We start from the raw sequence: 20,138 nt of genomic DNA on the forward strand, positions 1-20,138 counted from the left end.
GAGTTTTGGTTGACACGAAAATTTTTGAATCTCACCTTAAGAAAAGGCGAGTTTTGACCTATGCTGGGGATATTGAAATCAAGCGCTGTGACAGATTTTAGAGGAGTTTCAACATTTGAAGTTGAGGTGTTTCTCTGGCTGGTAAGTTATCCTGGACGATTAGATCTGCTGAACCAATATGAATATGACTTGCGCAAAATATGCCAATAAATTTAGTTAAAGATTTTCTGGGTGGCCACTTTAGGTTGATATTCTAGCCTCAGATACCAACTCCCAATTTGTGGGCGAACGTATCTATATAGTTCTTCGATATTCCGAGTAGCATGATGCGCTTATAGTTCGTAAGTTATTTTCGAATGACTCTGTCATGTATGCGTCTGAAAAATATCCTACAAAGCATGATGAGATGCTGTTTATTGTGATCCATCAGGCGAACTGTGGCTCAAGCTGGCGGGATATGAATTGAGTAGCGCGGTAAAGAATATTCAGGAGGGAGAATGCACTGAATGTGGTGCCTTTCAATCTCAATGAGTGGCAGTTAGCGTCGGCATCTGTGGTTGCTGGTGGCTATAAGTACTGCCAAGCAGGTGAGGGTAACTGCATGATGCGGATTCCGCAAAACTATCAAGGCAGCCCTATTATTACCGCTTGGTATGCCGAGTTTGATGTACTTGACCAGGCTCCTGGCAAAGTGGGGTTTGGTCCGGGTCAGAGTGCCTTTGCGGGTTCAACCTATGATCCTGTGAGTCATTACCGCGCGGCAGAAGTATTCGATTTCTTCGAAGCTCAGAACCTCACGGACACCAAGCTTAGGGAAATCAGTCAGCAACAGATAACACAACTATGGCAAGGTGAAGCCATGGGACTCAGTAACGGCTGCCTAGCACTGCCATCCCATACTATGGCTAACAATGCCGGCTTCTTATCTTTAACCACTGCCAAAGCGAGCGACTGGGTATAACAACTGGCTGAAAGAGGCATTTTGTGTGACAGTCGCGGCAACCAACTAAGATTTGGACCCGCGTCTTATGTGACCAAGGCTCAGCTGGAATAGGCACTCAATGTAGTTGAAGACCTTGCTAGGCGGATTGGCTAGTGGGTTATCAGCTGTCGACTATCCCCGCTTGGAATGTCGACACTCTAGATCGTTAGGCTAATGTCACGTGATTTAGTTTTAAATGCCTTTAGCTCGGATACGGTTAACATTCGCATTCATCAAATGGCGTAGCAGGTAACGAAATAGGAATTTCTTTATCCCTGATAGGTTACTGCCATAACTCTTGTAGAAATCATCGGGTTGAATATACAAACCAAAATCATCGGCTATCCCCTCGCTTTGAATATAGGTATCCTCACCCCGCCAGTCGATATCCGGGTTTGATAGGCTTTTAGTCGCAATACCAAAGCCGGAAAACTGCTGACACTGCTTACCAAAACTTTGCTGTACTTGGGCAAGGTAGTCACTATCAATAATATAACCCTCTAAGTTTATCCAGCGATTATCTAGCTCTACTTCCACCCAACTATGGATGATCCGTTTTGGTGCTATCGAAAATAGGTAGTTAGGAATAGCGCCGCGCTGGAGCTCGTTAAAGATGGTAAAACCGTGAAAACGGCTGGGAATTCCTACCGCCCGAAACAGTGCCATAAGCAAGGTGCCTTTAGTATTGCACTGGCCGTAGCCATCTTTTAATACTTGGCTGGCAGATAAGCGGTCATCGGCATTATAGCCGAACTGAATCTCATCACGGACATAGGTATATATTGCGCCGATAGCATCATATTGGCTCAGCTGTGCCCAGTCTCGTTTATCGACTAGGCTCTGAATACTCGGATGCTTAAAATCTAACATGGCAGTGGTTTGTAGATGCTGTTTAGTTATCTCGTTTTGCTTTGCTGTTGTTGTCATGGGTATCTCCAATATCAAATCTGTACGCTGGGTATGAGTCGATATTAGAAGCTAGTGCTGCAGATAAATTGAATAAACTGGCTAACTTGATCGGATAAGCGGTAGTTTGGGTGATTGGATATTTAGCTTATTTATTTAAGTTGGAATAGGATTTAAGCTGGAGTAGGGCTAATGCTTGGCGAATTGTCATGCCGAAATTATTTTTAAATGTCCGGCTTAAGTGAGGACTGTCGGCAAAGCCTGCTAAGTAAGCGGCCTGAGTTGCATTGCTACCTTGTTTTAAGGCATTAATGGCGCAGAACATTCGACGCCATAGCAAGTAGGGGCGCCAGGCTATGGCCATCTCCTCGCGAAATAGATGGAGAAAACGACTCTCAGATAGAGCTAGTTGCTCTGCAACCTGCGCAGCCCGCCAATTGCTGGGCTTAACGCAATCGCCATTAATGCACTTGTCCAGTTGCGAAACCAGACTCTGTATACGTTTGTCTGTGGGCTGACTGGTGAATGTGTTGGGATAACTGCCTAGACCTAGCTGCTCAAAGAGTGGTGTTAATAGGGGAAAGGGCTGGTCGTCGCTGCCTGCAATTGATGGCATAGTGGATGATTGCTGCTCTATGTCGCATGTAGGGCGGCCAGCAAGCTTCTCTTGCAGGGCTTTCCCCCAATGGCTCAGAGGTTCGATCAGGAGTATCCAGCCAGATGCCATGGAAAGTTGGTGCTCCACGTCGGCATCGATCACCAGCGCACCAGTTCCAGCTGTATTATTTAGCTGATAAGAGGCGTTTGGGCTTGGCAATATCAGTTGAATCGCATGGTGCTTATGGGGGGCAGTATCGAGCGCCGAGCCATAAATGATTAATATGCCGGGTTTGAGCCAAACGCTTGGGTGCATCTGTATCTCCTCTTGTTTCTCAATGAGCCAACTATGTAGATAAAACAGAACCGGGTGATGTTCTGAACATCATTTGAAGAGGTGATTCTATTGAAAATAATTCCAAATCTTAAGGGCGACAGGCCCTAATGCTCTGTTTTTTAGTTTAGAGACATACATAGGAAGTTTGAACTCTCCTAAGGTATCCAGTGTGATCAAGTCCCCGCTTTCCAGCTCTTTCTTAACCAGATGTTCAGGCAGTCGTCCCCAGCCCAGACCTTGAGTGATTAAGGTCTTTTTTGTATGAAGGTCGGTGACATACCACTTAAGAGTAGCATCAATAAAACTGGTATCCGGTGATTTACTGTCGGTCGATTTGACTATCACCTGAGGATAAGCGGCAAGCTCATCTTCTGTCACTTTATTGAGATCTTTAAGGGGGAGCAGCTTAGATATTAGCAGAGGGATATTCATGGTATCGATTAGGTTATAGTCCACCGCTTTATTTTTAAACGGGGCACCATAGATTGCAATATCGACCTTTTCATCCAGTAACATTCTCTCGCCTGATGCGACTTCAATTTCCAGATGAATCGTGGTGCTCGGGAACGTTTGCTTCAATTCGAGCAGCAGCTCAGTGATTCTATCCAGAGGGAAGTTGGAGCTCACCCCAAAGCGTAACTCTGTCTCACACTCACCCTTTAGCTCATTCACGTAGGTTTCAAAATCACTGGCCTGCTTGAGTAGCTGCCTAATTTTTACAATTAAGAGTTTTCCGTCTGCCGTGAGTTCAGGTCGATAGGTTTGACGATTAAAGATCTGAATATCGTAATAAGACTCGACCTGTTTTACTGAGTAGGACACAGCCGAGCGCACCTTATGCAGTTTCTCGCTGGCTTTCTGAAAGCTGCCTTCTGCACAGATGGTATTGATAACCTGAAGATGTTCTAAATTCACCATGGTCTAATAATATGACCATCTTGTGCTAAAAGCTATGCTTTTTTGTGAACAGGTGATGCCTTAAAGTTATCTCATTCGAGCAGCGACATCGATTAAATATGAATTGAAGACTCGCTTGGTGAATGGGTGACAACAAATCGAATTTTAATCTATATACAAGAATTGACTCTAATTAGAAGGAAGCAAAAACAATGAAAATTTTAGCAATTGGTGCGAACGGCATTATCGGTAAGGCAGTGGTTAATCGTTTAGCAAAGGATCATGATGTTATCTCAGTGGGCCATAGCCGAGGTGATATTACTGTCGATACTCAAAGCAAAGACTCGATTCGAGCCTTGTTTGAGCAGGTGGGCATGGTGGATGCCGTAGTGAGCATGGCGGGCAATGGCGCCATGGGGAGTCTTGCGGACATGCCTGATTCTGGTTACCAGACTGTGCTGGACAGTAAGGTGATGGGGCAGGTTAATCTGGTACGAATAGGGCTTGAATATCTTAATCACGGGGGCTCTATTACCTTAACTTCGGGTCAGTCATCTGATAATCCTTCACTAGGGACGGCTGCTATCTCTATGGCGACTGCGGCGGTCAATGGTTTCGTTGGCGCTGCAGCACTTGAGTTAATCGACGGTAAAAGGCTTAACGTCGTGAGCCCAAGCTTTGTTAAAGAGACGATGGAGATGCTGGGTATGGACAGCAGTACAGGTATGCCAGCCGATGAGCTTGCTGCCTATTATGTTGCCAGTGTTAGCGGACAGAAAAATGGTGCTGTATATCAGGCCGTCGCAGGTCTAGAAGAGTAATGCAGCCTCTAAAAGATTGTTTGAATGCGGATGAATAGCAACAGATAAAGCATCTGCGAACCGATATTGTCGAGACTAACTTCTCAGTAGCCGTTAGCTGACGAAATTCGTTATCGATAAGAGTGAAAAGGTCAGTGTATTTGTCACGCTGACTTTTTGTCTTTCTTATGATCATCATCTATTAATAGGCGACCCCGATACGTTGCCGCGGATACTTGCCTGTCTCGACTTCATCGATCATGGCCAGTGCATAATCACTCACCGAAATCTTGCTATTGCCTTCTGCATCTGTGAGTAACTGTTCTCCCCCCACACGATATTGAGCTTGTTTTTCTCCTGGGAAAATCAGCGCCGCCGGGCTGATAAAGGTCCAGTTAATTGGACTATTACTCTGGCGAAATACCTCGAGAGCCTTACCCATCTCAATTGACTCTGTGTGATATTCTGCAGGAAATTCAGGGGTATCTACCAGTTGAACATTGGGCGCGACTTCCAGAGAGCCTGCACCGCCAACCCATAATAGTCGCTCAATGTGAGCGTGAGGCAGCTCGGATAGTAACTTCTCAGCCGTTTTAGAGACTATGCCATGGTTACCGGCTGCGCGTCCGCCGATAGCCGAGATGACCACATCGGCGCCTTTTACCGCTGTGGCTAAATCTGCCTGGCTATTGAGTAGATCGAAGCGGCGAGCTTCTATGTCGGTATCTGTGATCTTAGTTGTGTCCCGCACTAAGGCGATAACCTGATGGCCTCGGTTTTTAGCTTCTGTAACGATATGGCTGCCAATCCAACCCGATGCGCCTATGACTGCAATTTTCATTTTAAATCCTCTTATTCGTTTAATACCAATCGAGATCAGTATTTAGTTTTGATAACCATTGCAGTCTACTAGCAGGGGAATATGGGATAAATATCGATTAATGATGTAGATTGTATCTATGTAAGATACTAATGGTGGGTGTGATGGATAGGTTTACTGCAATGCGAAGTTTTGTCGAGGTGGCCAATACTGCCAGTTTCACTCAGGCTGCTGATAATTTGAGCTTGAGCAGACTGCAGGTGTCTCGCCATGTACAAGACCTTGAGTCTTGGTTGAAGCTGAGGCTATTGCATCGCACCACTCGGAAGGTGAGTTTGACCCATGCAGGGGAGGCGGCATTAAAGCGCTGTGAGCGGATCTTAGATGAAACCGCGGCATTGGAGTTCGAGGCCTTGTCTCAGGCAGATAAGTTATCGGGAACGATTCGAATTACAGCGCCAATCGGACTCTCACAAAATATGTTGATTGATTTAGTGGAAGATTTTACCGAGCTTCATCCCTTGGTCAACATAGATATTTTTGCCTCGGATACTTACTCGCAATTAGTGGACGAGCGCATCGATATAGCGCTTAGGTATACTCAGCAACCCGATGAAAGCCTGATAGCACGTAAATTGTTTTCGATTGATTCTGTGCTGTGCGCGTCGGAAGAATACCTCAAATTGCATGGCGAGCCCGTATCGCCAGCTGAACTAACCAAGCATAACTGTTTAGTGCATCTTGGCATGTCTGAGTGGCGCTTTATCCGTGATAATCAACAATTCTCGGTTGAGGTGAAAGGCAATATTCAAGGTAATGATGTGGGTTTATTACTTAGATCTGCTATCCGAGGCAAGGGTGTTGTCAGGTTACCCTGCGATCTCGCTAACCCAATCATTGCCGCTAAACAGCTGCAACCAATACTCTTGGATTATTACTTTCCCAGTAGTCCCCTGTGGGCCGTGTATCTGTCCCGCAGTTATCAACTACCTCTAGTGAGACAGTTTATCGACTTTATTGCTGAGCAATGGCAACAAGACATTAAACGCTTAGAGCCCGTGGATTAGGCCTGTTGGCTAATGCTTGTTGGCTAGGAACAGACAATAAAAAGCCCCTTAGAAAGGGGCTTGTTTACATTAAAATGGTTAATGCAGTGCTGCGGTGAAAGGAATGCTTTCACAAATCTTGGCTTCATCGACAAGCAGTTCTTCTAAACGTGTATCAACCAAGTCTTTATCGAAATACTCATAAGCCAGTTCGACAAACATTTCTTTATGTTTCTCTTCCGACTTAGCAATGGCTTCATAGAAGTCTTTCTCTTTACCTGGCTCGAGTGCTTCGGCAACGAGAGAGAAACGCTCAAAACCTCGGGCTTCGATGACACCGGCGATGAGCATGCGATCTAAAAACAGTTGATCGCTTGGGTGTCTATGAAGTTTGCGTACCTGAGTGATGTACTCATCTTTTTGATCTCGACCCAGTTCATTGTCGCGGCCGTGGATAAGCTTTAATACTTGCTTGAAATGGATCAGCTCTTCGAGGGCCAGATCTGTCATCGCACGGGCTAGCTTTTTATGCTGAGGATAATGGGACAACATAGACATGGCCATGCCCGATGCTTTCTTTTCTGCCGAAGCATGATCTTGTAAAAAGGTATCGAAATCGGCTAATACCTTTTCGGTCCACTTAAACGGCGTGTGGTATTTCAAATCAAACATAAGTGCTCTCGGCGAGAAAAAACGGCATTTTACCTAAGTTAGGCCAAGTAGCAAAGCGTTAACCTAGTGTATGCTTCAGTCGACTCTTGCTTCATCGCTTAATGCTGTCGATTTTACCTTTCTCGGTCGCTTCTATTTTCAACGGATGTTTTATCTTTTTCCAGGCTGTGACCTTACCGCCAATATTGATATGTTCAAAATTCTGCGAGGGGGCGATATCTGTGATGCTTAAAAAGTTGGCTAGCCGTTGAAAGTTTCCAGCATCAGCGACATCTATAATCAGCAGGTCTTGCTCTCGGCCGTTAAAATAGTCTAATGCGCCTTGGTAATGACGCTGATAACACTCAAGCAAGAAGCTGTCTTTGGCAATATTATCTAAAGTCAGCGGTTCAAATACCTCGTTATAGCAACGCTTTAATATCGGGTTAAAACCACCGTCACTGCGTTGTAAGTTGGTAAACATGCGCGCTAACAACTGGCGAATAGAAGGCAGCCACTTATCCGACTCTCGGGTAAGGTAAACGAACTTAGCATTTGGATAGACTTTGTCGAGTTGCTGATAATCACAAAAAATCGGTGTGTCGGCGATGATCTGGGCCTCATCCATGGCTCTTTGGGTGTAGGCGGTGTGCGCGGTTTTAAACCCCAAAGAAAGGGTGGCGACACAGACGCTGGTGGTGGCCGTTCTCGGTAGGCCTATGATAAATACTTTCTGCTCTGTCACTTGATTGTTGCTCTTTAAGATTCGATTGTCGACCTGGCTGTTGGAAAGGGGTATTACCCCGTGCGTAAACTTAAAATCTCAGCAAGCACTATCGGCTTAGGATAGCGGCAAAACTCTGTATCTTTTTTATCTATGGCATAGATAGACATTCTGTCGGCTAACTCGTTACCTTCTATGCCTATATGGGCCGCAACATGGGAGATAACCAGTTTTTCTTTAAGCTCGTCATACAGGGCATGTGATGCCTGAATGACATCCAGGTTTTTGATGTCACCGGCAGTTTTGCGTTTCCAGCCTTTGGTTTTCCAGCCATAGGCCCAATTGGTGATGCAATTTATCGAGTATTGGGAGTCACTGCGAATGTGTGCCGATTTACCTGCTGCCAAGTTCTCTTTTGCGATTAATAGCGCCTGATGCAATGCATTTAACTCGGCTGAGTTGTTGGTGCCATAGCTGTTATATAGCCCGTACCAGAGTTCAGACAACTCATTATCTTTATACACGGCAACGCCAGATCCTGCTTTACCCGGGTTTGGCTCACAGCCACCATCGGTATAGATCACCACATCATAGTCAGCGTTAGAAGCTGATGTTTTAGCTGTCGGAGCTTTTTGACTCTTGCTTGCGCTAGATGAGCTAGCTGGCTTAGCGGCGTAGGCACTCGATGCGCCTCTTGAAAATGCGGCATCGGCCTCGGATTTTGTCTTGAAAGATTTGTATTTGGCCTTAGGGAATTTATCGACCTGACGCTTGGCTTCATCCCAAGTGGTAAAAATCCCTGTTTCGCGCCCGACCCAAACCACATAAAACTTTTTAGCCATTTGATACTCTTAAATTTGCTGTATAGAAGAAAGTATATTCTGGCAAATACTACGGTTACCTAGCGCAAAAGTCACCTAATCAGAGGATAGAAGCGATAAGACTGAGCTCGTTTGTACAATCTTATACCAGTTTTATTTGTAGATAAGGTTAATCCTCTTAAAGAGCTGGATTGACTCTGATGAGAATAGCTGTGAAATTAACCCCGCAGGCTTTTGATATTCAGTTAAAAAACGGTCAACTAAAGGAGAAGCCATGATCACGACACGAGCCGTGACATCACAGGATGTGAGCCGGATTTGGCAGATAAGGACTGATGCCATATTAGAGGGATGCAGTACGCATTATACCCGATACGAGGTGCAAACCTGGGCTGGCTCGCCCATGCCGGAAGCGTTCACTGAGGTCCTGTTATCTCTCGGCGCTATTGTCGCCGTTGAATTGGTCGATGAACTCTCTGTAGAACAAGTCGCTGAAGCTCTGGGAGAATGCGGTAGCAATATCCAGGGGGATACCCCAGAAAAGATTCTGGGTTTTGGCTTTATTGATGCGGCTCAATGTCGTTTAGAGGCCGTCTTTGTTGACCCCGAAGCCGTAGGCATGGGCATAGGTAAGTTGCTTGCAATCGAGCTTGAAGTGCAGGCCAAAAAAGCGGGCGTTAAGACCTTGTCACTGTCATCTTCATTAAATGCCGTCGGTTTTTATAAAAAGTTAGGCTTTAACGCCGGAGATGAGACTCGCTGGCGCCACCCAACGGGTATTGAGCTTATGTGCATCCCCATGTGTAAATTATTATGATTCAATCTGGTTCAGCTAGCTCCAGATTTTCAGCTTGCAGACTGACTCACAGATTTCCCTTTAACCTCAGGTACACTCTTTCATAGCGATTGATATTAATTCAATTAGGTAAATTATTAGGCCACTTAGGTCATTTTTGGTTTTTCAGGAGTAAATAGTATGACGAGTCGTCCCATTATCTGTGATTGTGATCCCGGGCATGATGATGCCATCTCCCTTATTCTTGCCTTTAGCACTAAAGCCTTGGATGTGCTGGCTGTGACCACGAGTGCAGGAAATCAGACTCCGGATAAGACACTGAATAATGCGCTACGCATACTGACCTTGCTGGAGCAATATGACGTGCCCGTTGCCGGTGGCGCCCTTAAGCCTCTGGCTCGAGAGCTGATCATTGCCGATAATGTTCATGGAGAGTCCGGACTGGATGGCCCTAAGCTGCCAGATCCGGCTTTCGCTCCGGTCGAGCTCAGCGCGGTGGAGTTGATGGCGCAGAAAATTCGAGACAGTGAGGTTCCGGTTATTCTTAACCCCACGGGCCCCTTGACCAATATCGCCCTGCTGTTGGCTAGCCATCCCGAGCTGCACACTAAGATAGACAGCATAGTCTTGATGGGAGGCGCCGCGGCTGCGGGCAACTGGACGCCGGCCGCCGAGTTCAATATTTTTGTCGATCCTGAATCGGCCGATATGGTGTTTAAATCAGGTATCCCCATCGTCATGTGCGGATTGGATGTGACTCACCAAGCGTATATTGTGCAGCAAGATATAGAGCGAATTCGCGCCATAGATAATCCGGTTGCTCAGTGCGTCGCAGGTCTGTTGGATTTCTTCATGATCTATCATCAAGACCCTAAGTGGGGACTCAAGGGGGCGCCGCTGCACGATCCGTGCACCATAGCCTGGCTGCTGAAACCTGAGCTGTTTACTGCCCAAGATGTGTGGGTTGGTATCGAGACTAAGGGAGAGCATACCCAAGGCATGACAGTCGTGGACCGCTATCAGCTGTCGGGTAATAAGCCGAATGCCAAGGTGTTGTTCGATGTGGATCGTGAGGGTTTTGTCGATCTTATCGTCGAATGTTTGCAGGCGTATAATAAATAGCCTTCACTCGACTAGCTTTTTAAATCGAGACGTTTTGAGCGCATGTCTTATTATCAGAGAATGCGCTCATTGATGGATATCTGTAAGGCTTATTTCTTCATGCATTGGGAGAGTAGCTTGGCGAAGAAGTCACTGCCTTTACGCTGGGTAAACTCGATATTACGCTCGGGAATGGATTCAGGATCCTTATAGCTGGCTAGTGCTTGCTCCATGCTGGCCTCCCGAATGATATGGAGTAAAGGGTAGGGGGAGCGATTGGTGTAGTTCGATGGTTCATCCATAGGTTCGCCGTCGAAACAGTAATCCGGATGCATACTGGCTAGCTGGTATACGCCTTCATAGCCTTGTTCGATAAGCAGATTGTTGGCGACATCGACCAGATCCAGATAAGGGTAGAAGCCCTCGAAACCACGGGGGACAATAAACAGGGTGGTCTCAACATCTGGATTGTCATCCAACAACTTACACTCTTTTATCAAGGCTTCGAGTACATTATGCATCTTGGACTCATCGATCACCGCGTAGCGTATGCTGCCACGTTCGACTTCCCGGCGAGCGAACGGACAGATGTTGTACTTCATTATCACTTGCTCTACCCAACTTTGAGTCTGCTGCGCGATGAGCTGAAGTTCTTTGTCTTGTTCGTGCTGTGACATGCGGGGCTAGCCTTAATCTGTTTTGGTGATACATCGTGGGCAAGGATAAGGAGGAAAGGCAGAGTGCGCAAGCGATCAGTGCTGAACTTACTACCTATCCTACTAAATAACTTGGCTTATGGCGACACCATGGGGATGATCGACACCACGAGTAAGAGTGCCATAGAGATGTTGAAGATTTTCTGTTGCCGTTCATTTTTGAGTAGGCGTTTTAAGGCGACGCCAAAACCTAACCAAGTCATGGCGCAGGGAAAGGCCACGCCGAGGAAAACAGCCGCGATAGTCAATACTTGGGGTGTTAATGCGGTATCAAGATTGGTGAAGGTGGCTATTGCGCCCACGGCCATTATCCAGCCTTTAGGGTTGACCCATTGAAAGGCTGCCGCCTGTATGAAACTTAATGGATTCGATGTCTGTTTGCCTTCCATCTTACTGCTGCTATTGGCGATAAGCCATGAGAGGTAGAGCAGATAAGCAATGCCTATATATTTGATGACTAAATGAATGACCGGATAGGTCTGGAATAAGGCACTCATGCCTAAACCTATGGCAAGTACCATACAAGGGAAACCAAGGCAGATCCCAGTTAAGTGCGGCAGGCTACGTTTAATGCCAAAGTTGACCCCTGAGCTCATCAACATAACGTTGTTTGGCCCCGGAGTTATCCCGGACGAGAAGGCAAACAGAGCAATAGCTAAAATGAGTTCCATACTGGACCTGTAGGGGAAATCGGGAAGCCATATTAGCTAAATTGGTGAGACAGTGAAGCTAAATTTGCAACTGGGACTCACTTTCATAACCTGGTCGATAGTTAAGCATGCTAAGACAAGTATTCTAAGTGCTAATATTCTAGATGGCCCATAGGCAAATGTTCTCCATTTTGGTTACTTATGAGTCAGGTTAGGTTAACCTTTGCAATGTTATTGTTGATGCATTGAAAAATTGTTGAGTGCCAAGCTCTGATATCGAAAAGGAACCTCATTATCAAAAAACTAATCTGTTTATTTTTAATCACATTTTTGACGGCTTGCGTCACTGTGGACCATGTTGAAACCAGCCCAATGCGCACGACTATGGTGACTACGGGTGATCTAGGTTTCATTTCTGAAAAAACTTCTCGTTTTGCCTGGCATCCCTCATTGGAAAATGTGGTTGCGGATGAGAGAATTAACAGTGAAAAAGTCGTTCGTCATATGCGCACCTCGATCACTCAGATGATGGAGTCTAAAGGTTATCGACTCGTGTCCATCGATGAGTCTCCGGATCTGCTGATAGGGTTTGGTTTGGCACTCGAGTCCAACATGAGTGATGCCGAGATCTTGAAGGAAGCCGGATTAGTGGCTGGCTTATCGACTGCTGGTATCGATAGCGATCAGTATGAGAAAGGCTCAGTGTTAGTGGCGCTATTTAAGCCTATGCAACTACAGCCAGTTTGGCGAGTGTTAGCACAAGGTTTTACCGACTTTAAGCAGTCTGGTGAACAGAGACAGCAACGTTTTGACGAACTTATCTCTTTAATGTTGGGAAGCATTCCTAGCGTTTAATTTTAAAGATAGAAGTTTAGGAGAAGGATTTTGAAATTTTCAATGACACGAATCTTGGTATTGGCATTAACGCTGATTTCGTTTCAAGGTTTAGCGTCTGCAGATTGGGTTAAAATTGCAGATAAGACCGTCGATTATAAAACTGAAACCGATACGGTAACTCCTCATTACAGCGAGAAAAGTGTCACTCATATCAAGTTAAAGTGCACCCAAGGTTCGGTGAACCTGCATAAAGTCGTACTGCATATGAGTGACGGCACGAGCAAGACGGTGGACAATTTAGGTCTGTTAACCAAGGGACTGTCGAGCCGTAGTATCAGCGTACCTAAAGGTGATATTAAAATCGAGTCTATCGATTTAACCTATGACAGCGTCGGTAGCCAGACCCTGGCCATTGCCGGGCTTTCTAAGAAAGGTAAGCTGGACATTATGGGCAAGAAACTGGCAGACAAAGACTAATTCGTATTAGACCCGCATAGAACAAGCCCGCAAGGGCTTGTTCTATTTGGGGCTTTAGCTGGCATCATATAGACTGGGATTTGTTAAAAAAACCTGCAATCGCTTTACCTCTGTCGAGGTGAAATTCTGCTTAATATATATTGCAATTTTTAGCTCGTACTCCTCTGTATCCGCATACTCTTCCTTTATCGTCAGCTGAAACTCTTGATAGCCTCTTACCCGCGTTTTCCACTCATCTTGCGCTATTCTTACTTTCTCTACTCTGGCTGAGATTTCCGGTGTCATCTCCGGTGGTTGAACTTGCCTGTTATCGAGCATAGCGGCAATTTTTTCGGCTTGAAAGCTGGGAAGCAACGCTTGTTGCTCTGACTCATCTAACTGACTTATCTGATGTGCCAGTAATTGCTGCTTTTGTGCTGGGGTCAGGGAGTTATCTTGTCTGATGGCCGCTCTGGCTATCGCCTGTTGGTCGTAAGCATTGTCCTGTGCGAAGAAGGCTTGGATCTCCTGCTCACTGAAAAATTGAAATTGGCTATCGTGAGCCTGCTCGATAAACGCAAGGCTTTGGCTCATCTGCATATCTTCATCTATGCTGGGACTGAGATTTTTTATCTCAATAAGAGCCAATTGATAGTCACGATAACGTCCGAATAAGGCCAAAAGGTAGGCTAGTTCAGTCGAGTCTAGCGCTAGAGTATGAGCCAGCTGGATTAGCTGAGATTCTAAGGGCGTTTGATTTTGTTGGTATTCTAAGATGATGTCATCGAACTTCCATCTTAGTGCCAGCTCCATTTTTAATGGCTGCCAGATCACTTTAGGTGACTGTGAGGGTTGAGCATCTTCAATCTGTAACCTAAGTGATGGCTCTTGTTCTGGTGTTTTACTGGTTAACTTGGCTGCCGAGCTTCGATTTTCTGTAGTGATAGTCGGATACAGAACCAAACCAAGGCTGAGTAATATTAACGAAATCAGCCCAAGTATGCCGATAAGCTTAGTGAATTTCTGGCTTGGCTTAGTTCTGTCGTTCATGTTTATACCTATCCTATTAAATAGATTAGAGTCCGAGTTGGGCTAAGCGGCTTAGGTGCTGTCTGTATAGAGTGACAGGATTGGTTTCAAACCAGCTAACCAGACCGAAAGTCTGATTCACTTCATCTAAGTGATTCATCTTGTAGTTATCTTTGATGACTAAGCCTAAGTGCGAGCTACAACTTGATACCAGTCCATCGTTGGGCTCATTAAATAGCAGACCCGTTAGACTCAATGGGTAATCGCTGACATCGAACACGTGGGTGAGTTGACCGGAACCCGACCAGGAGAAGTAGTACACACCGTTGTCGGCGAGTGCTGAACCTTGGCCACAGTATTGGGCTGGTATGCCTTCTGGATAGCGCTGATTAAATGCGACAGAGCCGGCCGTAGTGAGTGATTCCATCGCTGCTATAGTGTCAGTCGGCAGACCGCTATTGCCGGAGATCCCGGCAATGATCGAGGCTAAGGTATTAAAACCTTGCTGAGCAAGCCATTCTATTGCCGAGTCGACTGGTATTGCACTGCGAGCGAAGTCGGCAACATTGCTGCCCCAATTTACGCCGCCGATAGAGGTCACCGATGCCACCATTTCAGGGCTGACACTGGCGACGTAACGTATGGTTGGGCTGCCGTGACTGTGACCTATCAGGTTGACTTTATCGGCGCCAGTTTGTGCAAGAACGGCTTGGACGTAACTGCGTAATTGCTCCCCTCGCACCTCGCTTGAATTCGCCGGTGAAACATTTGCGACAAATACCTGTGCGCCTTGTCGCTGTAGTGCTTGTGGTATCCGGTAGAAGTAATCTATACCCCAGATATCATCGAAACCAAATAAGCCGTGAACCAGAACTATGGGATATTGTGTTGCCGATGTTGACGTGCTGGCCGTCGCATTGAATGAACTTGATAAGCTCAAGAGCAAAATTGTCAGTGTGTAGGTCCATCTGTTCATGTTATTCCCCAGGGGCTGGTTAATTTGTCTTGTTGAATAAGTATTTTATTGTTAGCGCTCTGTATAAAAAGTGAACGCTTGTCATTATTGTTATCTTAATAAACGGGGGGGATCAAGCTATGTTTTCTATTAAAATTCAGGTAGGACAAGAGCTGTGGGCGTGTTTAAAACGTGCGGTTGGTGAGTAAGCTGAGTGGCGGCATGAGATGTCGGACCTGTTTAAGACAGTGGGAGCTTTAGCGGCAGCTAATGAAAATATTTTTTGGACCGTTAGCTTATGTGTATCTGCAATTTTAGTGTTTAGCCATATTTATGACTAGATTTGTTATTGAGAAGCGGGGTGAAAAGGGTATTATGCTGTAACTGGAGGAGGTCATCTCTTCGTGGTTTTTATTAATATCTTAGTCAAAATGGCTAAAAAGAAGGGCAAGCTAATGCTCGCCCTTCATCAATAATCATGGGTTAAATTAGAAGCTGGTTTTCACTCCAAGGTTTATTGTAGTGCCTAATCCCTTGGTGTTATAACCTGAATAGGTATATGCTTGGGAGCGAGCCGAGTAATAGTCTGCATTAAGCAGGTTTTCGATTCCCAGAGACAACTGCCAGTTGTCAATTTGATAACTGCTACTCAAATTCACTATGTTATAGCTGCTAACAGGCCCTTGTGTGCCGACGTACTTACCATCGACTGGCTCGAAGCGTTTACGATCACCAACATAAAGATAGTTTAGGCCGATTCTGGCTTTCTCTATTGGCTGCCAGTCGAGTGTCGCGGTGAACTTAGGTGCCGAGATGGTTTTACCGTCGAGATAAGTATCTTTATCGGTATTTTTACCTTCTACCCAGCTGTAACTGACGCTGGTGCTTAAGTTGTCTTGTATCTGATAGTTAAGCTGAGCTTCATAGCCCCAAATTTTCTGTGGCTCGCGAACTGGCATATAGACGCCAGTTTCCACTATATATTTACTGCCGGTACCTAGGTCTGAATTGCTGCGATAGGCGGCAACTTCATAGGTCAAGTTCGCAAATTGCCCCGACAAACCTAGTTCATAGTTATCGACGATTGAGGCCTCGGTACGAATAAGCGAGATATCATCGACGGTAGCGGTACGCAATAATCGGCCAAGATCTGAGATGTCGGAGCCTTGAGAGAAGCTCATAAATGGGCTGAAATACTCATTCATATTGTATCTGATACCGACATTGAAGGTGGTGGTGTCATAATCGATATCCCCCCCTTTAACGTCCATAGGGACTGAGCAGGTATCGGCACCTTTGCACACTTTCAGTGTCTGGTAGTCATCGACGCTGAGATCGACACTGTCTTGACGAATACCGGCTTTAACAATCCAGTCTCCGTCTATCACTATCTTGGTCTGTAGGTAGGCGGCCAAGTTGGTCATGTCCATCTCTGGCACCCAGATCCGGCCGTCATCCAAGGGTTGAGAGCTAACATCGTTGAGGGCATCCAGGCCATAGATGAAGCTGACCTCGATATCATCCCAATCAACTTGTGTATTGAAGTTGACTCGTAACCCTTTCTTATCGGACTTAATCAGCGACTGGCCGCCGGCATAACCTTCACTGGGGTTCGACAGAGTTGGCGAATAGAAGAACATGTTTTCGATAACTTGGGCATAGCCATCGACTGTTAGCTGAGTATTGGAAAATATTTCTTCATCAACATATTTTAGCATCAGGTTGTGGTTACCGCGGGGACCTTGAGGTACCCCCAGTTTTGCATCACCCGAGGTGTTTTTGATGGCATAGGTCTTAACGCCACTATTGACGCTACCGACCACATCAACATAATCTGCTTCCTGTTGAGCATCGTAATAGTTATAGGTCAGCTGAAGATACTTCTCTTCGTCGAAAGCATAGCCGAGTTTAGTGAATAAGTTTTTCGATTTACTCTCAGACAATCCGTATTTAAGGCCGATCACATCGCCTTCCGAGTCGCGCTGTAAACCTGTCTCTTCTATTGCACCACTCAATACATAACTGAATTTATCGACAGTACCGTCTATCGATGCATCGAAGCGATAACCTGGAGTATCTTCGAACTTTACTGCGCTGAACTTGCTCGATGCGCCTAGCTGGACTCTGGCTTTATCGTCACTACTGGCCTTCTTAGTGATGTAGTTAATGATACCGCCCGATGCGCCATTACCATAAATTGAGGTCGCGCCCTTGATCACTTCGATGCGTTCTATGGCTCCGGCATCGATGGAACGAATGCCTAACTGACCATTTCTTAGTGGCGTCGACTGTGGCACTCCATCTATCATGACGAGCGCTTTTCGACCACGTAATGTTTGCCCCGAGTTACTGGAGGTGCCTGAGCTTGGCGCCATTCCCGGTACGCGGAACGCCAGTATGTTCTGCAATTCTGAGCTGACCAACATATCTTGCTTAAGCATCTTGTTGTCGATCAGGGTGACCGAAGATGGCACTTCATCGATGCGCTCGACACTGCGGCTTCCTGTGATAATCATACGTTCCATGGAGCGGGCGTTATCATCGGCTAAGGCGGAGAGTGAGGGAAGTGCGAGGCAAAGCAGTGCGCATCGCGTGGCAATGGCCGTTTTGCTAAGTGAGAATGACATGTGTGGTCCTGAATGTAACAAAAGTGCCGCGAATGATAATCGTTATCGGTATCATTGAAAGGTTATTTACATTTAATTCACCCATGTTGCAGCTTGTATTTGATTTGACGTGGTTTTGTGCCTCTGATCACATTTTTATGTATGATGACCGATGAAAACGCTCAGATCTGATTGGATAAATTTATTGATAGTAAGGATATGTTCATGTTAAAGCTTTTATCTGCCACTCTGATGTTCGCATCATTGACCGCTGGTGCCGCCACCTCTAAGGATCTGATCAAATCTACCGAGTCATGGGACGGGAATAAACTGCCTGCATACTCATTGACCCAGCCTGAAGTGACGATCAAAGAGATTGTCATAGCCCCTGGTGAGGAACTGCCCTGGCATCAGCATCCGGTGATTAATGCCGGCATACTCCTAAGTGGTGAATTGATGGTGTACACCCGCGACGGTAAAAAGAAAAACCTGAAAGCTGGAGACACGCTTATCGAACTGGTTAATACCTCTCATTATGGAAAAAACATCAGTTCAGAGCCGGCCAAAATCGTGGTGTTTTATCTGGCTGAGCAAGGGGATAAAGTGACTATTTTAGATCATAAACACTAATATTTATTAGGAATAATCCATCTTAATCGCTAAACAAAAAGCTCATGATTTTCATGAGCTTTTTTATTTAAACTGCTTATTGACTCAGCTTAGCCGACGCTAATCTCATAGGAGGTGAACTTGCGTAGATTGATCACACCAGTATCGAAGATTAAATACTGACCTTTTATGCCGAGCAATATGCCGCTGACCACAGGCTCTTTGTCGAAGTTATGCGAACTTATTTTGGTTGGAAACTCGGTGACGGGGAAGTGGATACTCTGTATCTCTTCATCGAGCTTCTCAATGGCGTAGTCGCCATGTGCCATGCATATTTCATGGATCTTGTTTTCGACTTCCGGCAGTAATTCTGCGGCTTTCGCTTTTAGATCTATGTCTTGTGCATTGCCCTTTAACATGGTGCGCCAATTGGTCTTATCGGCGATCATCTTGGCTAGTTCGACTTCGACGAGTCCAGAGATCTGTCTGGTCGACACCTTCAAGATAGCTAAACCTTGGGTGGCACCCTGATCAATCCATCGGGTCGGGAGTTGGGTGTGACGTGTGATGCCAACTTTGAGTCCTGAGGTATTTGACAGGTAAACGTAATGGGGCACGAAACAGTTAGCCTCTCCCCATTCAGGCTCGCGGCATGTCCCCTCGGCGAAATGACATGTTTCGGGCTTCATGATACACATGTCGCAGCTGGCCAGCTTTCTCATACAGACGAAACAATGGCCCTGAGAATAGCTCTTCTTGGTGCGCTTACCACAGTTACTGCAACATATTTTGCCTGTATGTGTGAGGGTGACACTGGTGCCGATTAGCGGATTCATGTCTAATAAATCATCGCCTATAGGCAACTGATACTGCACCTGCTGGTTATCATCCAGTGTGGCGCGCATCTTCTTGATGGTTCCTAACATATTTTTTCCTATCATTGGAAACTCTATCGTTCCCTATAATTTTGAGCATGACATTAACGATCTTATGTTTCTCATCATATCAGATTGTTGGTTTGATTCTTGATTGATTTAACCGATTGCGAAGTGATTATGTAAAGAAGCATTCTGAAGGCTAAGTGAGCAGGGGAGTAATCGAAGATAAAGTCATCGAAGAGAAAGGTTCTCCTCGATGTAGAGACTGAGTCTATTTTTTCTTGGGTCGGATAGCTATTGGGTCAAGTCTGCTTTAGCGGCTTATCTTATCGAGTACCACATCATCACCTAATGCATAAAGTGCTTCACATAGTTGTTCCTCTTGCTCGGGGTTTTTCATGCCGAGATCGAAGTTTGCTCTGAATAAGGCGATGCCAGTGTGGCAGGCTGTCTCATAACGACTGCTGAAGTGTTCGATATTGATACCCTGGGCGCTTATTTTGTTGGAGATCTCGTGTACCAGACCGGGTCTGTCATAGGCGACGAGTGAGAAGCTAAGATGTTGTAGTTTATTGGGCTGTTTGCTGGTCTTGGCATAGGTCAGGCTCAAGCCTTCGATACATTCCAGGCTTTCGATTAAGATGTCCCAGTTGGACGAAGGCACCTCTAACAGGAGTATGGCGGCGAAGATACCATCGATATGACGTAGTTCAGAATCCAGCCAATTACCGCCATGGCGACTCACCGCGTGGGCTATCTGTTCAACTAGTCCTTTTTTATCTGCAACCTGCAGTGTAACTAAATAACGTAACATATTGATATTTCTCCTGTCTTTAATTGTTTTCATCCTTGATTAGGCACTGTAACACTAGTGTCATCTTTACGTCATATAATGCCACACATCAGAATAATGAGAATGTTTCT

General features: G+C 45.8%; 22 protein-coding genes. 8 read left to right on the forward strand and 14 right to left on the reverse strand.

Annotated elements, in window-relative coordinates; translation table 11 throughout:
* Positions 1 to 508: 508 nt before the first annotated feature.
* Positions 509 to 961 (forward strand): hypothetical protein, encoded by a 453-nt coding sequence (locus FS373_RS05775; protein ID WP_144047378.1) that lies wholly within the window; start codon positions 509 to 511, stop codon positions 959 to 961.
* Positions 962 to 1,174: 213 nt separating this feature from the next.
* On the opposite strand, the gene FS373_RS05780 is transcribed toward FS373_RS05775, so the two are convergent.
* The 3 genes from FS373_RS05780 to FS373_RS05790 all read right to left on the reverse strand — a co-directional run bounded on the left by FS373_RS05780 (position 1,175) and on the right by FS373_RS05790 (position 3,740).
* Complete coding sequence (locus tag FS373_RS05780; RefSeq protein WP_152828920.1) at positions 1,175 to 1,909, reverse strand: transglutaminase-like domain-containing protein; 735 nt, start codon at positions 1,907 to 1,909, stop codon at positions 1,175 to 1,177.
* Between the two features lie 127 nt (positions 1,910 to 2,036).
* Entirely contained in the window at positions 2,037 to 2,801 is a 765-nt protein-coding gene (locus FS373_RS05785; RefSeq protein WP_152828921.1) for a helix-turn-helix transcriptional regulator, read from the reverse strand.
* Between the two features lie 87 nt (positions 2,802 to 2,888).
* Positions 2,889 to 3,740 (reverse strand): LysR family transcriptional regulator, encoded by an 852-nt coding sequence (locus FS373_RS05790; protein WP_144047375.1) that lies wholly within the window; start codon positions 3,738 to 3,740, stop codon positions 2,889 to 2,891.
* Between the two features lie 191 nt (positions 3,741 to 3,931).
* Between FS373_RS05790 and FS373_RS05795 the strand changes: the two genes are divergently transcribed.
* On the forward strand, positions 3,932 to 4,540 hold the full coding sequence (locus tag FS373_RS05795; RefSeq protein WP_152828922.1) for a short chain dehydrogenase: 609 nt from the start codon (positions 3,932 to 3,934) through the stop codon (positions 4,538 to 4,540).
* Positions 4,541 to 4,721: 181 nt separating this feature from the next.
* On the opposite strand, the gene FS373_RS05800 is transcribed toward FS373_RS05795, so the two are convergent.
* Positions 4,722 to 5,360 (reverse strand): NAD(P)-dependent oxidoreductase, encoded by a 639-nt coding sequence (locus FS373_RS05800; protein WP_152828923.1) that lies wholly within the window; start codon positions 5,358 to 5,360, stop codon positions 4,722 to 4,724.
* 143 nt (positions 5,361 to 5,503) lie between these two features.
* Between FS373_RS05800 and FS373_RS05805 the strand changes: the two genes are divergently transcribed.
* A complete protein-coding gene (locus tag FS373_RS05805; protein ID WP_144047373.1) occupies positions 5,504 to 6,406 on the forward strand; it encodes a LysR family transcriptional regulator in 903 nt (300 codons plus the stop codon).
* 78 nt (positions 6,407 to 6,484) lie between these two features.
* Here FS373_RS05805 and FS373_RS05810 read toward each other — a convergent pair whose 3' ends face one another.
* From FS373_RS05810 to FS373_RS05820, 3 genes are all read right to left on the reverse strand, one after another.
* Positions 6,485 to 7,057, reverse strand: coding sequence for a tRNA-(ms[2]io[6]A)-hydroxylase (locus FS373_RS05810; RefSeq protein ID WP_144047372.1), 573 nt, complete (start codon positions 7,055 to 7,057; stop codon positions 6,485 to 6,487).
* A 91-nt stretch (positions 7,058 to 7,148) separates the two neighbouring features.
* Positions 7,149 to 7,781: a sulfotransferase family protein gene (locus FS373_RS05815; RefSeq protein WP_144047371.1), complete on the reverse strand. Its 633-nt coding sequence runs from the start codon at positions 7,779 to 7,781 to the stop codon at positions 7,149 to 7,151.
* Positions 7,782 to 7,834: 53 nt separating this feature from the next.
* The gene (locus tag FS373_RS05820) at positions 7,835 to 8,602 is read right to left on the reverse strand and encodes a ribonuclease H family protein (RefSeq protein ID WP_144047370.1); all 768 of its coding nucleotides are present in this window, start codon (positions 8,600 to 8,602) and stop codon (positions 7,835 to 7,837) included.
* A 253-nt stretch (positions 8,603 to 8,855) separates the two neighbouring features.
* Between FS373_RS05820 and FS373_RS05825 the strand changes: the two genes are divergently transcribed.
* The gene (locus FS373_RS05825; RefSeq protein WP_144047369.1) at positions 8,856 to 9,398 is read left to right on the forward strand and encodes a GNAT family N-acetyltransferase; all 543 of its coding nucleotides are present in this window, start codon (positions 8,856 to 8,858) and stop codon (positions 9,396 to 9,398) included.
* A 159-nt stretch (positions 9,399 to 9,557) separates the two neighbouring features.
* Complete coding sequence (gene rihA / locus FS373_RS05830) at positions 9,558 to 10,499, forward strand: pyrimidine-specific ribonucleoside hydrolase RihA (protein WP_144047368.1); 942 nt, start codon at positions 9,558 to 9,560, stop codon at positions 10,497 to 10,499.
* 89 nt (positions 10,500 to 10,588) lie between these two features.
* Here the strand turns inward: rihA and FS373_RS05835 are convergent, their stop codons facing one another.
* Together FS373_RS05835 and FS373_RS05840 are read right to left on the reverse strand one after the other, a co-directional pair.
* On the reverse strand, positions 10,589 to 11,155 hold the full coding sequence (locus FS373_RS05835; protein ID WP_152828924.1) for a DUF1415 domain-containing protein: 567 nt from the start codon (positions 11,153 to 11,155) through the stop codon (positions 10,589 to 10,591).
* 116 nt (positions 11,156 to 11,271) lie between these two features.
* The gene (locus FS373_RS05840; protein ID WP_144047366.1) at positions 11,272 to 11,865 is read right to left on the reverse strand and encodes a LysE family translocator; all 594 of its coding nucleotides are present in this window, start codon (positions 11,863 to 11,865) and stop codon (positions 11,272 to 11,274) included.
* A 327-nt stretch (positions 11,866 to 12,192) separates the two neighbouring features.
* Here FS373_RS05840 and FS373_RS05845 point away from each other — a divergent pair, with 327 nt between their 5' ends.
* Both FS373_RS05845 and FS373_RS05850 read left to right on the forward strand, forming a co-directional pair.
* A complete protein-coding gene (locus FS373_RS05845) occupies positions 12,193 to 12,699 on the forward strand; it encodes a DUF4136 domain-containing protein (RefSeq protein WP_229380946.1) in 507 nt (168 codons plus the stop codon).
* A 30-nt stretch (positions 12,700 to 12,729) separates the two neighbouring features.
* The gene (locus tag FS373_RS05850) at positions 12,730 to 13,158 is read left to right on the forward strand and encodes a hypothetical protein (protein WP_152828925.1); all 429 of its coding nucleotides are present in this window, start codon (positions 12,730 to 12,732) and stop codon (positions 13,156 to 13,158) included.
* Positions 13,159 to 13,212: 54 nt separating this feature from the next.
* Here the strand turns inward: FS373_RS05850 and FS373_RS05855 are convergent, their stop codons facing one another.
* The 3 genes from FS373_RS05855 to FS373_RS05865 all read right to left on the reverse strand — a co-directional run bounded on the left by FS373_RS05855 (position 13,213) and on the right by FS373_RS05865 (position 17,748).
* A complete protein-coding gene (locus FS373_RS05855) occupies positions 13,213 to 14,187 on the reverse strand; it encodes a lipase chaperone family protein (protein WP_152828926.1) in 975 nt (324 codons plus the stop codon).
* Between the two features lie 25 nt (positions 14,188 to 14,212).
* Positions 14,213 to 15,142, reverse strand: coding sequence for an esterase/lipase family protein (locus tag FS373_RS05860; protein WP_152828927.1), 930 nt, complete (start codon positions 15,140 to 15,142; stop codon positions 14,213 to 14,215).
* 467 nt (positions 15,143 to 15,609) lie between these two features.
* On the reverse strand, positions 15,610 to 17,748 hold the full coding sequence (locus tag FS373_RS05865) for a TonB-dependent receptor (protein ID WP_152828928.1): 2,139 nt from the start codon (positions 17,746 to 17,748) through the stop codon (positions 15,610 to 15,612).
* Positions 17,749 to 17,952: 204 nt separating this feature from the next.
* On the opposite strand from FS373_RS05865, the gene FS373_RS05870 reads away from it, so the two are divergent.
* A complete protein-coding gene (locus tag FS373_RS05870) occupies positions 17,953 to 18,357 on the forward strand; it encodes a cupin domain-containing protein (RefSeq protein ID WP_152828929.1) in 405 nt (134 codons plus the stop codon).
* Positions 18,358 to 18,446: 89 nt separating this feature from the next.
* Here the strand turns inward: FS373_RS05870 and FS373_RS05875 are convergent, their stop codons facing one another.
* Both FS373_RS05875 and FS373_RS05880 read right to left on the reverse strand, forming a co-directional pair.
* Complete coding sequence (locus FS373_RS05875; protein WP_152828930.1) at positions 18,447 to 19,262, reverse strand: DUF2797 domain-containing protein; 816 nt, start codon at positions 19,260 to 19,262, stop codon at positions 18,447 to 18,449.
* 265 nt (positions 19,263 to 19,527) lie between these two features.
* Positions 19,528 to 20,028: a glycine cleavage system protein R gene (locus tag FS373_RS05880; protein WP_152828931.1), complete on the reverse strand. Its 501-nt coding sequence runs from the start codon at positions 20,026 to 20,028 to the stop codon at positions 19,528 to 19,530.
* Positions 20,029 to 20,138 lie beyond the last annotated feature (110 nt).

Source organism: Shewanella sp. YLB-07 (genome assembly GCF_009377275.1).